Origin of the sequence: Leifsonia shinshuensis (assembly GCF_022606355.1) — a bacterium.
In the GTDB taxonomy this organism is placed as follows: domain Bacteria; phylum Actinomycetota; class Actinomycetes; order Actinomycetales; family Microbacteriaceae; genus Leifsonia; species Leifsonia shinshuensis_B.
On the sequence record NZ_JAHHZQ010000006.1, the window covers coordinates 1 to 13,712 of the forward strand.

At 71.6% G+C, this 13,712-nt stretch carries 15 protein-coding genes; 9 read left to right on the top strand and 6 right to left on the bottom strand.

Features of this window, described 5'->3' with window-relative positions:
- Positions 1–482: 482 nt before the first annotated feature.
- Genes KNO15_RS21355 through KNO15_RS21375 form a run of 5 tightly spaced genes read left to right on the top strand, consistent with a single transcriptional unit; the run spans position 483 to position 4,026 of the window.
- Positions 483–1,016 (top strand): alternate-type signal peptide domain-containing protein, encoded by a 534-nt coding sequence (locus tag KNO15_RS21355; RefSeq protein WP_241705968.1) that lies wholly within the window; start codon positions 483–485, stop codon positions 1,014–1,016.
- A 39-nt stretch (positions 1,017–1,055) separates the two neighbouring features.
- A complete protein-coding gene (locus tag KNO15_RS21360; protein ID WP_241705969.1) occupies positions 1,056–1,613 on the top strand; it encodes a hypothetical protein in 558 nt (185 codons plus the stop codon).
- Complete coding sequence (locus KNO15_RS21365) at positions 1,610–2,677, top strand: RICIN domain-containing protein (RefSeq protein ID WP_241705970.1); 1,068 nt, start codon at positions 1,610–1,612, stop codon at positions 2,675–2,677. Before KNO15_RS21360 ends, KNO15_RS21365 begins: the two co-directional genes overlap by 4 nt.
- Entirely contained in the window at positions 2,674–3,399 is a 726-nt protein-coding gene (locus KNO15_RS21370; RefSeq protein ID WP_241705971.1) for a hypothetical protein, read from the top strand. Before KNO15_RS21365 ends, KNO15_RS21370 begins: the two co-directional genes overlap by 4 nt.
- 3 nt (positions 3,400–3,402) lie before the next feature.
- Positions 3,403–4,026: a signal peptidase I gene (locus tag KNO15_RS21375; RefSeq protein ID WP_241705972.1), complete on the top strand. Its 624-nt coding sequence runs from the start codon at positions 3,403–3,405 to the stop codon at positions 4,024–4,026.
- Here the strand turns inward: KNO15_RS21375 and KNO15_RS21380 are convergent.
- Positions 4,023–4,451, bottom strand: a complete 429-nt coding sequence (locus KNO15_RS21380; RefSeq protein WP_241705973.1) for a hypothetical protein — start codon at positions 4,449–4,451, stop codon at positions 4,023–4,025. The two genes, KNO15_RS21375 and KNO15_RS21380, sit on opposite strands and share 4 nt — an antisense overlap.
- A 480-nt stretch (positions 4,452–4,931) precedes the next feature.
- Here KNO15_RS21380 and KNO15_RS21385 point away from each other — a divergent pair, with 480 nt between their 5' ends.
- A complete protein-coding gene (locus tag KNO15_RS21385) occupies positions 4,932–7,568 on the top strand; it encodes a LuxR C-terminal-related transcriptional regulator (protein WP_241705974.1) in 2,637 nt (878 codons plus the stop codon).
- Positions 7,569–7,591: 23 nt separating this feature from the next.
- Entirely contained in the window at positions 7,592–7,975 is a 384-nt protein-coding gene (locus tag KNO15_RS21390) for a twin-arginine translocase TatA/TatE family subunit (RefSeq protein WP_241705975.1), read from the top strand.
- On the opposite strand, the gene KNO15_RS21395 is transcribed toward KNO15_RS21390, so the two are convergent.
- From KNO15_RS21395 to KNO15_RS21405, 3 genes are read right to left on the bottom strand one after another with little or no spacing between them, the layout of a single operon-like run.
- The gene (locus tag KNO15_RS21395; RefSeq protein WP_241705976.1) at positions 7,963–8,493 is read right to left on the bottom strand and encodes a MarR family winged helix-turn-helix transcriptional regulator; all 531 of its coding nucleotides are present in this window, start codon (positions 8,491–8,493) and stop codon (positions 7,963–7,965) included. The two genes, KNO15_RS21390 and KNO15_RS21395, sit on opposite strands and share 13 nt — an antisense overlap.
- 8 nt (positions 8,494–8,501) lie before the next feature.
- Complete coding sequence (gene argG / locus KNO15_RS21400) at positions 8,502–9,938, bottom strand: argininosuccinate synthase (protein ID WP_241705977.1); 1,437 nt, start codon at positions 9,936–9,938, stop codon at positions 8,502–8,504.
- A gap of 57 nt (positions 9,939–9,995) precedes the next feature.
- On the bottom strand, positions 9,996–10,484 hold the full coding sequence (locus KNO15_RS21405; protein ID WP_241705978.1) for a MarR family winged helix-turn-helix transcriptional regulator: 489 nt from the start codon (positions 10,482–10,484) through the stop codon (positions 9,996–9,998).
- A 59-nt stretch (positions 10,485–10,543) separates the two neighbouring features.
- On the opposite strand from KNO15_RS21405, the gene KNO15_RS21410 reads away from it, so the two are divergent.
- Positions 10,544–11,161: an NAD(P)-dependent oxidoreductase gene (locus KNO15_RS21410; RefSeq protein ID WP_241705979.1), complete on the top strand. Its 618-nt coding sequence runs from the start codon at positions 10,544–10,546 to the stop codon at positions 11,159–11,161.
- A gap of 43 nt (positions 11,162–11,204) precedes the next feature.
- Here KNO15_RS21410 and KNO15_RS21415 read toward each other — a convergent pair whose 3' ends face one another.
- A complete protein-coding gene (locus KNO15_RS21415; protein ID WP_241705980.1) occupies positions 11,205–12,296 on the bottom strand; it encodes an FAD-dependent oxidoreductase in 1,092 nt (363 codons plus the stop codon).
- 70 nt (positions 12,297–12,366) lie between these two features.
- Between KNO15_RS21415 and KNO15_RS21420 the strand changes: the two genes are divergently transcribed.
- Positions 12,367–12,993, top strand: a complete 627-nt coding sequence (locus KNO15_RS21420) for a TetR family transcriptional regulator (protein ID WP_241705981.1) — start codon at positions 12,367–12,369, stop codon at positions 12,991–12,993.
- Here KNO15_RS21420 and KNO15_RS21425 read toward each other — a convergent pair.
- Positions 12,990–13,580, bottom strand: a complete 591-nt coding sequence (locus KNO15_RS21425) for a M15 family metallopeptidase (protein ID WP_241705982.1) — start codon at positions 13,578–13,580, stop codon at positions 12,990–12,992. The genes KNO15_RS21420 and KNO15_RS21425 overlap by 4 nt on opposite strands.
- Between the last annotated feature and the right edge of the window lie 132 nt (positions 13,581–13,712).

Consider the following 13,712-nt stretch of genomic DNA (forward strand, 5'->3'; position numbering starts at 1 on the left):
CGACGGAAATTCTCACTGAATCGTTCTCCTCAAATGCCGGTTGTGGTCGTGGGGCCCGTTGTGGTCATGGGGCCCCTTCGTGGTCGTGGGATGGCCCGACGGAACACACGTCGAACGTGGCCGGTGCGGGTGCCGCTCGATGTCAGGGGAGGCACCCGCACCACTCGCCGCCGGAGGGGATGATGGTGGCGGCGGGCCGACCGCGGCGATTCCCGAAATTCGTCGCGATGTGTGAAATTGTGTGCTCCAGTCCGCCTCCATCGCAATGGCCGGAGCGGGAATTCACCCACCTTCCGAGCGAAGATCACCCGATTCCACGCAATGCACGTTTTGCATGCATTTCACCTCGTTCTCGCCCGGGTGCTCACCCGATGCGCAGCTACCGTGAACCGCACGTTCGGGGAACGACGCTCGACCGGGTCCTGCAGATCCGACCTCTCCGATCGACAGAGGAACTCATCAGAGAACGGTTGGAGAGATCGATGAACAGACTCACGAAAGGGTTGATCGCCGGTGGCGCGGGCTTGGCGCTGCTGATCGGATCGGCCGGCACCTTGGCGCTCTGGAACGATGCGGCGACGCTCAACGCGGGCGCCGTCGACTCCGGTGTGCTGACGGTGAGCGCGACGGGAGGCGCGTGGGACAACACGATCACCGCGTGGTCGCCGGGCGACACCGCGACGTACACCGCCGACGTGTCGATCGTCGCGCAGGGCGACAACCTGCACTCCCAGCTCTCCATCGACCCGTCATCCATCACGGGAGACCCGGAGCTGCTCGCCGCTCTGCAGATCACGATGACGGTCGGCACGAGCTCCGGCGGCACACTCACCCCGGTCGCAGGACAGCCGAACACGTTCGACGTCGTCTCGGCGACACCGACGACCACGGCGCCGATCACGGCACCGGTGACGGTCACCGTCACCTTCCCCGCCGACTCGGTCACCGGAACGGTGGCGCAGGCCCAGTCCGTTCAGCTCGGCGGGCTTCAGTTCCTGTTGCAGCAGACACCCTGACGACGGCACGATCGAGCGGATTCGACGGGAGGGGTGGTGATGAGAGAACGACGGGCACGACGATCGCTGTTGTCTCCCGCCCTCCTGACCGCGTCGATCGCGCTCGTCGCAGGCGTCAGCGTCGGGGGGAGCTACGCCCTGTGGAACGGGGGAGCTCCCATATCCGAGACGGAGGTCCGTTCCGGAACCCTGACGGCGACGGTCGCGGTCGGCGATACAGGCTCGCCGACCGCGACCTCGGCCGCGTTCGACCCGGCCGCGTTCGACGGGATGCTCCCGGGCGAGACGCGAACGCAGACGCTCACGGTGGGGAACACCGGGACGACGGCTTTCCTGGTCGCCGCCTCCCTGGACGCGGCGTCGTCGGCGAGTGCCGACGTGTCCTGGACGCTCGCCCCCGGCAGCTGCGCCGCACCGGGTGGGGTGGGAGTCCCGCTCGGCGCGACCGCGGCGAACGTCGGCGGCCCGCTGGCCGGGAGCACGTTCTCGTCCTACTGCCTGAGCGTCACGCTCGGGCCCGACGTCCCAGCGGACGTCGCGGGGACGACCGTGGCCGACTTCACCCTCCTCCTCGACGCGAATCAGGACCGGCCATGACCCGGGAACCTCGCCCGCGCCGACGCTTCCGGGCCGCCCTCATCGCTTCGGCGGTCGGTGGCCTGCTGGCCGGCATCCTCGCCGGCCCCGCCGCAGTGGCGCTGTGGAGCGCGCAGGTGACCGTCTCCGGGCACGTCACGGCCGGGCAGGTCGCCGCCTCCGCCGACGTCGCACCGCAGGCCGTGACCTTCGCCAATGGGGCGCGCACGCGCGCGGCACTGGTGACGATCAGCAACACGACGTCCGGTCCGACGACGGTGCCGGCCGGGGTGCGGGCGGAGCTCTCGGTCCCCTCCGCACTCGATGCGGGGATCCTCGCCACGGCGTGGCCGGTTCCCGCACCCGCCGACTGCACCGACGACGCCGTGGCTCCTCCGGACGCGGTGACAGGCGCCTGGACGGATGGGCTCACCGTCGCGGGCGATCCCGTCGCACCAGGAGCCCAGACCTACCTCTGCGTGCAGACCACCGGCTCGGCCCGGGCTTTCGGAGTCACCGGTGGAACTCAGACGTTCGATCCCGCCGTCGCCGTGACCCTGTCGGTGCACGGTCTCTCCGCGACGGCGACGGCGACGGCGACCTTCACGACGCAGCTGATCTTTCCCGTCAGCCTCTGGAACGACGGGCGCGTCCAGCAGATCCGGCCCGACCGCGACAGGACCCTGTGCCTGGACGTCGGGGCCACGATGGGCGGGCCGGTCTCGCTGGCGGCCTGCCAGGGCTCCCCCTCCGCCCCGGGCCCGAACCAGTTCTTCGTCTGGAACACGGTGGCCCCCGACTTCTCGACGCTGACGGCGGGCAGAGCGGCGGGCGGACGTGTGACGATCGACCCCGATGGCACGCTGAGCACGCGCGATGCCGGAGCTGCGGGCGTCCAGACCTGGCAACTGCAGGTCCAGGGCACCAGCATCGTCCAGCTCGTGTCGGAGAGTGGTCTGTGCTGGACGGCTCCGGCTGCAGCGGGCCCGGTGACGGCGGCGGTCTGCGACGGGTCGGCGGCGCAGCAGTGGGCCTTCTATCTCGTCTCGACGGGAACGACCGACACGCCGGGCGGTACCGGATGAACGCTCTCGCCGCCGCTCTCGCGCTCGCCCTCGCCGGTGTGACCGGTGCCTCTGGGCTGGGTGCACAGGCCACCTCGCCGTCCGTCGCTTCGCCGGTCTACGTCCTCACGGCCCAGGCGAACAGCATCGTGCGGACCCCGCAGGCGCTCTTCGACGGCTCGATCCTGGTGCCGCGCACGAGCGCGCACGATCGCTTCGCCGTGCAGAACGGCTCGGGCGGCGTCGCCTACCTCCGCGTCGCGCTGACGTCGGTCGACGTTCCTCACGACGATCTGCGTCGGTCGCTCTCGCTCGACGTCTCGACGGCGACGGGCTCCGGTCCGGCGGTGTCCCTCGACTCGCCCGGCTCGTGCGTCACCCTGCTCGCGCCGCTGCCCGTGGCGCCCGGCGCGACCGTGAACGTCTTCGCCGCTCTTGCGCTGGGCGACCTGGCAGGGACCGTCGCCCAGTCCGAGCCGATCGACTTCTCGCTCCTGGTGGTGCTGGACGCCGACCCGGCCGGTTCGGGCTGTGACACCGGAGGCTCGGGTGGGGGCGGCGTGGCCCCTCCCGGTTCCGCTGACCGTCCTGGCAGGGATCCGCTCGCGGCGACCGGGTCCGACATCCTGGCCGCAAGCTGGCTCGTCGCGGCTCTCGGAGCGGCCGGCGCGGCTGCCCTGGCCGCTCGTGCGCACGGGGCCGCGCGCCGGACGACAGGTCGCGGCCCGCGAGGAAGGGGATGAGGCATGGACATCGCCGAAACGAAGCACGGACGCCGGTCCTCCCGGTCGCACCGCCGGATCGCGGTGCCGCGGATCGCACGCGCGGCCGGAAAGGCCGTCGCCGCCGGATTGCTGATCCTGGTCTGCGGACTGCTCGTGGCGGCGGTCGGCGTCCCCATCGCGACGGGATCCGACACCTACACGGTGCTCACACGGTCGATGGAACCCGGCCTGCCGCCCGGCACGCTCCTCGTCGTGCGTCCCGCGGCCCGGAACAGCCTCCACGTCGGCGACGTGGTGACCTATCAGCTCCATTCCGGCAAACCCGATGTCGTCACCCACCGCATCGTCCGCGTGGAGGCGAGCTCCGACGGGACCAAGCGATACATCACCCGGGGCGATGCCAACGCCGTCGCCGACGCGGCGCCGGTGCGCGCCGAGCAAGTGCGGGGTCGGGTCTGGTACGCGATTCCGGCCATCGGTTGGCTGGCGGTCGTGAAGAACAGCGCATCACTGCAACCGTGGCTGATCGGGGTCGGCGCGCTCCTGGTCCTCTACTCCCTCGTCTCGATCGCCGCGTGGCTGCGGAACAAGAGGCGCAGGGACTCCTCGCCCGTCGTCCATCGGGAGACGTACATCCCGCTCTAGGGGTGCAGGCGCGCCAGCGGCTCGAGTGCCGCGACCACGTCGGCGAGCACGTTGGGCGCGAGGTCGAGCAGATGCCGATCCGCGACCTCCCGCACACGGCGGGCACGCAGTGTGAGGATCGCCCCGGCCATCGACGCCAGTGCCGGCGGGAGCGCGCCTCCCTCGAGCAGGAACGACGTGGGAACACCGAAGACGCGCGCGAGTCCGGCGATCACATCGTCCGGGGGGAGGACGCCGCAGCCGCCGCCGACCAGCCGCGACCACTCGGACGGGCGCAATGACAGGTTCTGGGGACGGAGCGAGCCCACCAGTTCCGCGTAGGAGAACGGGGAGCCTCTGACCACCTCGGCGAAGTCCTGCAGCAGCTGGATCCGTCGGGCCAGGCCGGCTCTGGAGGGGTCGCCGGGAACGGTGTGCTCTGTCATCGAGCCTCCTCGCTGCCGGTGCGCCGGACGCGTCCACGGTTGCACGGGAAGCGTGCGGCAACGGGTTCCCCCGGGCGTTCGGCGTCGACTTTCACCCGGCGATTCGTCCCGGTGTGGAGGATCCACCCAGTGGGCCAGCGGGTGAACGTACAGGTGATGCTAAGGAACACGGCGTATGATCTTTGCAATGTTACCCACACACCTTGGGTGATTCGTCGGATGAAGACCCCCAGATGTGGGGGCGCAGACCACCGTGATGGTCTTCCGCTGAGCGGTATCGCTTGTAATCGGCCTGCGATCATCGCACATGCGCTCTTGGCGGCGCCCGACCGAATGGGGGCCGGGAGTTGAAGACCGGGGCGGATCACGAGGGGGGCGACAAGGGATGAGTAAGAGAAGGGTCGCGTCGCGACATGTGCGCGTTACGTTCCGCGCGGTAGCCGGATCGTACGCAGTGACACCCAGCCGAAGGAGTCCAGCATGACCACCACGCACCCGCACGAGACACGAGTGCAGGAAACCGCCGCAGAGTCGTCGCGGCTTCCGCGCCTGTCGCGCTACACGATCGAGCGGCCGGCGCTCTTCGATCGCCTCGACCGCGCGCTCCGCGAACAGGCGACCATCGTCCGGGCCCCCGCGGGCTACGGCAAGACATCGCTCGTCCGCAAATGGCTCGACCGGGCGCACGACGCGAATCGCCCGTCGGCGACCTGGGTCGACCTCGACCTCGTCAGCGGAGGCATGGACGGGTTCTGGGGCGCCATGCGCACGGCGTTCGACCCGCGAGACGAATCGGCACTCTGGGACGCCGACCCGCTCGCAGCGACGCACGACGGCATCGGCCGGCACATCGGGACGGTCGTCCTGGTCCTCGACGGCTACACACGCAGGTGGGACGGCCTGCTCTCGGGCGAGCTCGTCCAGCTGCTCCGCCGCACGCCCAACCTCCACGTCATGGTCCTCACCCGGGCCCTGACCTCCTTCGAGGCCCCTGCTCTCGCGGCGGTGCTCGACCTGGTCGTCGTGCAGAACGACGATCTGGCGTTCGAGCGTCGGGAGCTCGACGAGGTCGTTCAGCTCCTGGGCACCGAGGTCGAGGCGCGCCTGCTCGACCACGTGTGGAAACGCAGCCACGGCTGGCCGCTGGCGGCGCGGGCGATGATCCGCGTCTTCGACGACCCGCGGGCCGTCCTGCCCGAGCCCGTCGTGGCACGGGCCCTGGAAGAGATCTCCGAGACGGTGGTCTCCGAACTGCTCGCACAGGCTCCGCTCGGCGCCACAGCGCGGACCAGCCTCCAGCGCGCTGCCGTCGCGCCGTACCTCGCGCCGCACATCGTCGCTCGGATCGGGCCCGACGGCGCCGACGACGGTGCGCTCTCCCTGGCGGAGTCGGCAGGACTCGGCATCTGGACGTACGCGCGAGGGCAAGGGCGTCTGGTCTACGAGTTCCTCGACCCGGTGCGCGCCGTCCTCCGTTCGCAGCTCGAGGCCGAGTCGCCCGGCGAAGGCGATCGGCTGGCGGGTGAACTCCTCGACGTGCTCGAAGCGAACGGCGATCCGATCACGGCGCTGCGCCAGGCGCTGCGGAGCAACGAGATCGTGGCGGCGGAGACCATCCTGGCTCGCAACTGGACGTCGGCCTTCACCGAGGAGGCGGACGACTACCTGCAGGAGCTCAGCGCCCTCGAGCTCGGTGCACTGCGCTCGTCGGTCATCCTGCTGACGGTGACGGGCCTGCTCCGCGAGAACGCCGGCGGCGACCCGCTGGGCGCCCTCGACTACTACCACGCCGCCGCGGAACCGCAGGCACTGCGTGGTCGGCGGCTGGAGCCGGTGCGGCAGTACTGGACCGACCTGACCAGCATGATCGCGCTGCGCAAGGTGGGCAGGCTCTCACAGGCCGACGACTTCCTCGCCGCGCTGTCCGCCCCCGACATCTCCGTGGCCGAACCGCCGCTGGCCTGGCTCGAGATCGGGCTCACCCAGCTGCGCCTGGGTCGCGACCAGGAGGCCGCCACCGCGTTCGAGCGCGCGGCCATCGGAGCCGCGGACGATCCGAACCTCTACACCTACTCGACCGGAGCCGCGTCCCTCGCGTACGCCCTGCACGGCGAGATCGACAGGGCACAGGCCGTGGCGACCCGCATCGAGGCCTTCGTCGTCGGCGACCACACCCTGCGACCGAGCGCCTTCATCCCCGTGGCTGTCGCGTCGCGCCTGATCGGCACGGAGGCGCACCCGGACGGCGCGGTGGAGCCGCTCTCCCCGTGGGCGAACTTCGAGGCCGACCTCGGCGAGCTGCACAGCTACTCCGCCTACGCCGCAGCGCTCGGCGCGCTGGCGTCGGGCGAACTGGAGCAGGCGCAGCAGGTCATCGACGCCGAGCTGCTCAGCAAGTCCGCCCACTCTCCGAGCAACAGCGAACGGGCGCGCTTCGTGGCGTTGGAGGCAGACCTCCTGATGTCGCAGGGCAACCTCGTGGCCGCGCAGAAGCTCATCAAGTCGTTTCCGGACGGCACGAACGCCCTGCGTCCCGTGTCGGCCCGCCTCTTGCTCATGTTCCGCGAGTACCGGAGCGCCCAGCTGCTGGCAGAGGCGGTGCTCGGGGAGGGCGCCGGGCCGCGGACGCGGGTCGAGATGCTCCTCGTGCAGGCCGAGGCGCTGCAGCGGCTGAAGAGCGCCCGGGCGACGACGATCCGCCTCAACGCCCGTCAGGTCGCCGAGGCCAACAACCTCCTCACCCCGTTCGTGCTGACGATCGCGGGCCACCCCGCACCCCCACTCGCGATGTCGGTCGATGGCGACGGCGACGCGTCGTCCGAGACCGCGCTGGCCAAGGTCAAGCCGCTCTTCTCGGAGGCCGCGATGGCGGCGCAACTGACCCAGCGCGAACGCATCGTGCTCGACCGCCTGCAGTCGACGGCGAGCCTGGAGTACATCGCACGGTCGCTGGTGGTCTCCATCAACACGGTGAAGACCCAGACGCGGAGCATCTACCGCAAGCTCGGGGCGAACTCCCGCGACGAGGCCGTCCGCATCGCCTACGACCTCGGGCTGCTGAGGCCGCGGCTTCCTCTCGGACGCAACCGCTACGAGGGTGACGACCGGATCGCCTGATCCGGTCGGGGAGGAGTGGTCGAATGTTCGGGAACCTCTTCAGCGGATGGCACCTCGTCATCCTCGTCGCACTGGTGCTGCTGCTGTTCGGTGCCACCAAGCTCCCCGCCCTGGCGAAAGGTCTAGGCGAGTCGATCCGCATTCTGCGCAAGGAGACGAAGCCATCGGGGTCCGAGCCCGGTGACGGCGGCGCCGGGGCGGCCACGGAGGCGGGCCCGAGCACGGTGGCGGCCGGCGCGGCGGAGGCCGGCGCGACCGAACCGGGCGCGACCGAACCGGGCGCGAGCACAGCCGTGCCGAGCCCGACGGATGAGGCGACGCCCGAGAGTTCAGCGCCGGTACGGCCCTCAGCCGCGGGCGACCGCGTGGCGGACGATCCGGCGGAGCGTCCGCCTCAGCGCGACTGACGCGGCGGGGACGCGCTGACGATCTGGATCAACGCGGCGCGCAGCGCTTCGGGGTCGTCGACTCGCGGGAACACCTCGTCCTCCAGCCCGCGTACCGCCTCGAATGCCGACCGGCCCTGCGGTGTCATCGTCACGATGTGGCGTCGGCGGTCGGCCGGATCGGGCTCGCGGGTGACGAGCCCTTCGCGTTCCAGCCGGTCGACGGTGCGCGACATGGTCTGCGCCTCCACCTGGGCGACCCGGGCGAGGTCGCTCTGGGAGCGGATCCCGAGCTCGACGAAGTGCAGCACGATGAGGCCGGCGTGGGTGAGCCCGCGCGCCTCGAGGGCCTCGTACCAAGCGCGCTCCACGGCGCGGGAGGCGGCGCCGAGCAGGCGTCCCAGAGGCCAGTCGCCCGGGCCGTGCGCCTCGGGCTTCAGCTCCTCGAGCTTCAGCTCCTCGGCCTCCAGCGCCTCGGGGTTCGGCGCCGTCGGCTCCTGCACCTCCGGTTCGCCGTCCGCCCTCGGCGCGCGCGCCACTGTCGTTCCTAGTCGGTCCCGGCGTCGAAGGCGGCGCCCTCGGAGGACGCGTCGATCTCGCGGGAGAGCGCGTCGTCGGTGTCGCTGACGTCGAGCTCGAGGATGGAGCGGGCGCTGCCCTCCTGCAGCTCGCCGACAAGCTCGCCGGTCGGGCCGCCGATCAACCCGGCGGCCGCGTACTGCTCGAGGCGCGAGCGCGAGTCCGCGATGTCGAGGTTGCGCATCGTCAGCTGGCCGATCCGGTCGGAGGGGCCGAAGGCTGCGTTGCCGACGCGCTCCATCGAGAGCTTGTCGGGGTGGTAGCTGAGCGCCGGCCCCGTCGTGTCGAGGATCGTGTAGTCGTCGCCACGGCGCAGGCGCAGCGTGACCTCGCCGGTGATCGCGGAACCGACCCAGCGCTGCAGCGATTCGCGCAGCATGAGCGACTGCGGGTCGAGCCAGCGGCCCTCGTACATGAGACGGCCGAGGCGGCGGCCCTCGTTGTGGTAGTTGGCGACGGTGTCCTCGTTGTGGATCGCGTTCAGGAGCCGCTCGTAGGCGATGTGCAGGAGCGCCATGCCCGGGGCCTCGTAGATGCCGCGGCTCTTGGCCTCGATGATGCGGTTCTCGATCTGGTCGGACGCGCCGAGGCCGTGCCGGCCGCCGATCGCGTTCGCCTCGAGCACGAGTGCGACGGGGTCGGCGAACTCCACGCCGTTGAGGGCGACCGGGCGCCCCGCCTCGAACCGCACGGACACGGTCTCGGGGACGACCTCCACGTCTTCGCGCCAGGCGGCGATGCCCATGATCGGGTCGACGATGTCGAGGCCGGCGTCGAGCTCCTCGAGGCGTTTGGCCTCGTGGGTGGCGCCCCAGATGTTCGCGTCGGTGGAGTAGGCCTTCTCGGTGGCGTCGCGGTAGGGGAAGCCGCGCGCGACGAGCCACTCGCTCATCTCTTTGCGGCCGCCCAGCTCTTCGACGAACGCCGCGTCGAGCCACGGCTTGTAGATGCGCAGTCGCGGGTTGGCGACGAGGCCGTAACGGTAGAACCGCTCGATGTCGTTGCCCTTGTAGGTGGAGCCGTCGCCCCAGATCTCGACGTCGTCGTCCATCATGGCGCGCACCAGCAGGACGCCGGTCACCGCGCGGCCGAGCGGGGTGGTGTTGAAGTAGGTCTTGCCGCCGGAGCGGATGTGGAAGGCGCCGCACTGCAGGGCGATGAGGCCCTCCTCGACCAGCGCGCGCTTGGCGTCGACCAGACGCGCGATCTCGGCGCCGTACTCGGTGGCGCGGCCGGGGACCTCGTCGATGTTGGGCTCGTCGTACTGGCCGATGTCGGCGGTGTACGTGCAGGGCACTGCGCCCTTCTCGCGCATCCAGGCGACCGCGCAGGAGGTGTCGAGACCCCCCGAGAACGCGATGCCGACTCGCTCACCGACCGGAAGACTGCTCAAGACTTTGGACACGGCTTCCAGCTTAGTGCGGGCGTGCGGCGGGTGCCTTCGCGCGGCGTGCCCGGTCGCTCAGTGCGCGGACCCGAGCCCCGGATGAACCCCGGCCCGATATCCGGCGGACGCGACCAGCCGGGTCAGGGTCGCGATCAGCGCCGCGCGTTCTTCGGCGCTGAGCTCGCCGAGCATGGCCTCCTCCTGCTCGTCGGCGAGCCGGTCGCCGGCGGCGAGGACCTCCCGTGCCGAGGGGGTGAGGTGGATGGCGTACGCGCGGCGGTCGTCCGGGTGGCGGCGGCGCTCGACGAGGCCCCTCGCCTCGAGGTCGTCGATCAGGCCGACCATGGAGTTGCGGTGCAGGCCGAGTGCGGTGGCCAGCTCCTGCTGCGTCCGGCCTTCCTGCCTCGCGAGGTGGGCGAGCACCCCGAACCGGTTGGGTGTGATTCCGAGTGGGGCGAGCGCGGCGGTGAAGCGCTGCGCGCTCTGGAGCCCGAGCTGGGAGAGAAGGAAGCTGGCGCGCGTCTCGAGGGCGGGCACGTCGTGCTGGTCATCCGGGGCGGGCATCCCGATATCGTACCAATCCGTGATTGCACAGCACTGTGATTATCACTTACCATGGCGATATGAAGCTCACCATCTTCGGCGCCAGCGGCCGCACCGGCGCACAGCTCGTCCGTCAGGCGCTCGAACGCGGCGACGAGGTCACCGCGGTGATCCGGAGGCCCGGCGACCTCGACCCGCGGGTCGAGGTGCGGGTCGTCCCCGACTTCTCCGACACGGCCGCACTGAGCGCGGCGATCGCCGACGCCGACGCCGTGCTCTCGGCCATCGGCCCGCGCTCGCGCAAGGACGCTCCGGTCGCGGCGCCCGCCACCCGCAGGATCCTGGCCGCGGCGCCGCGCCGGTTCGTCGTCATCAGCGCGGCGCCGGTCGGGCCGCCCGCCGCCGACGACAGCCTCATCAGCCGCAGGGTCGCCCTCCCGATCGTGAGCAGGGTGCTGCGCCCGGTCTACGACGACCTGCGCGAGATGGAGGCGGCGCTCGCCGCGTCCGACGCCGTCTGGACGGCCTTCCGGCCGCCCATGCTCACCAACGGCACGGCGACGGGCCGCTATCAGACGCGGGTGGGTGGCAGCGTGCCGCGCAGCTTCACCGTGTCGCGGGCGGACCTCGCCGCCGCGATGCTCGCCAGCCTGGGGCGTCCGGAGACGGAGCGGCAGGCGGTCGGCGTCGCGGGGTGAGGTGACCGGGGTCGCCGGTGGAGGGGGTGGCTTGGCCCGGCTCTCAGCTCGGCGCGAGCCGCGCCGCGCCGTTCCGCACCGCGAGCCCGGGCCGGGTCGCCGGCACCAGCAGCGCGGCGCCGAGCCGTGCGCCGCGCTGATGGCGCTCCACCACCGGCCGGTGCGCGCGCTCGTAGGTGGCAAGAGCCGTGGGGAGGTCGGTGCCGGCCTCCAGCGCAGCGCTCAGGGTGCGGGCGCCGGCGACCGCCATGCTCGACCCTTCGCCGAGGATCGTGATGCTCGAGGCGGCGTCGCCGAGGAGGGTGACCGTCGCGCGTGACCAGCGCGTCGTGCGGACACGCGACACGGTGTCGTAATAGACGTCGTCGGAGTCGCGGACGCGGGCGAGCAGCTCCGGCGCGCGCCAGCCCATGTCGGCGTAACGCCGGGTCAGCAGCTCCGCGCGGAGTTCGGCGGTCGCCGGGGCGGGCTGCCGCCCGGTGCGCAGGATGAACGCCGCCACGGCGGAGCCGCCCGCGGGATGCACCGACAGAGACACGCCAGGGCGGTTGTGCATCAGCAGCGTCGCGGGGTCGTCGACCGCTCCGGCCCGGACGGTGGCGATGGTCAGCCCGACCGGCCGCTCCGTGGCCTCCTCTGGCCGCCAGAGCAGACGCCGCACGGTCGAGTGCTGCCCGTCCGCGCCGATCAGCAGGTCTGCGGCGAGCATCCGGCCGTCGGCGAGCCCGACCTCCACGCCCGTGCGGTCGGCGGTGATGGAGGTCGGGCCCGACCCGAGCCGCAGTTCGGCCAGCTCCGCGGCGCGGTCGGCGAGGATGCGTCCGAGCGCCGTCCGGGAGAGCTCGATGTCGGGGCTGTCGGGCCGCCGGAGCCGCACGTCGGCGATGCCCCGGCCTCCCGCGTCGACCAGTCGCATCCGGCGCACGCCGGTGTCGGCCTCCCGGAGCTCGGGCTCGAGCCCCAGCGAACGCACCGCGTCGAGGGCGTCGCCGCGGAGATCGACGGGGCTGCCGCTCGTGCGCAGGACGGAGGCGCGCTCGAGCAGGGTCACGCGGTGCCCGGCCCTGGCGAGGAAGAGCGCGGCCGTGCTGCCGGCGATCCCGGCGCCGACGACGATGACAGAATATTTTCGCATACATTGCAAAATAGCAGTGACTGCTGAAAAGCAGCAAGTGCGAAAATGCATCGGTTGCTATCCTGCTGTCATGACGACCCTGCGAGAGCGCAAACGCGACCGCACCAGGGAGGCCCTGGTCGCCTCCGCCAATCGGCTGTTCGCCGAGCGCGGGTTCGACGGCGTGACGGTGGCGGAGATCGCCGAGGAAGCGGATGTCGGCGCCCGGACCTTCTTCGCGTACTTCCCGACGAAGGAGGACCTGCTGTTCCCGGACGCGGGCGGGCGGGTGGACGCCGCCGTCGCGGCGCTGCGCGAGCATGCACCCGACGACGATCCGCTCCCCGCACTCATGCGTGCGCTCGACAGCGTGGGCGTCACCGGTGGCGACCTCACCTCCGAGCGCGCGCGCCTCCGGCTGCGTCTGATCGCGGAGCATCCCGCGGTGCAGAGCCGTGCCCTCCGCTTCCAGGCGGACGCGGAGACGGCCATCGCCGCCGCACTGCGGGAGAGCTATCCCGACCGGTACGACGCGGTCGAGGCGGCGGCGCTGGTCGGTGCGTTCATGGGCGCGGTCACCGCTGCGCTGCGTGCGGCCTTCGCCGAGGTCGCCGGCGAGGTGGACGAGGAGCGGATCCGGGCCCGCGTGCGTGCGGCCGCCGAGCTCGCGCTCGCGCCCTGGCTGGGCGCGGCCGGGCCCACCCCCGAGGCGCGCTAGCCGCGGCCGTCGGCCCGCATCGCCGGGCACTCGCCGCCGGGCGTCGTCGCCAGCTCGAAGTGCCAGGCCTCGTTCGCGTAGATCTGGCAGATCCCCCACTCGGAGCCGAAGCGGCTCAGGAAGTCCATCGCGTCCGCGGTGCCGATGTCCACGGCGTGGCCGGAGACATGGGCGGAGTCCGCGCCGCGCTTGACCCAGCGCTCGGCCTCGTGCTCGCTTCCGTACTTCTGCACGGCCTGTTCGAAGAGGAACTCCTGGTAGCGCAGCGAGCGCCAGCCGTCCACGATCGTGATCGTCGTCCCCCGCTCGTCGACGGCGGCCCGGTCGGCTTCGCGCAACGCCTCCAGCAGGTTCGGGTCGAGCCGCTGGATCGCGGGCAGCCGACTGTCGAGCGTGAGCGACGTGCCGTCGGCGATGTACCCGTCGTCATCGGTCAACTGCGAGACATCGGTCGGGACCGGAGCGACGCCGACGGCGGACGTCGCCGCGGTGCAGCCGGTGAGGGCGAAGAGGGCGGACAGCGTGAGAGCGACGGGGAGGAGGCCGCGACGCGCGGAGGCGACGGAGGCACGACGGGGGAGACGCATGCTCCCACCGTCTCAAGGCCGCCGCACGGGCGTCGTCGCCCCTGCGAGGTACTCGCATCCACCGTCAGGGGTATCACGTCCCCGCAGGCACGAAGATTCGTCACGAATCCCGACCTTCGTGCCACGAGACTC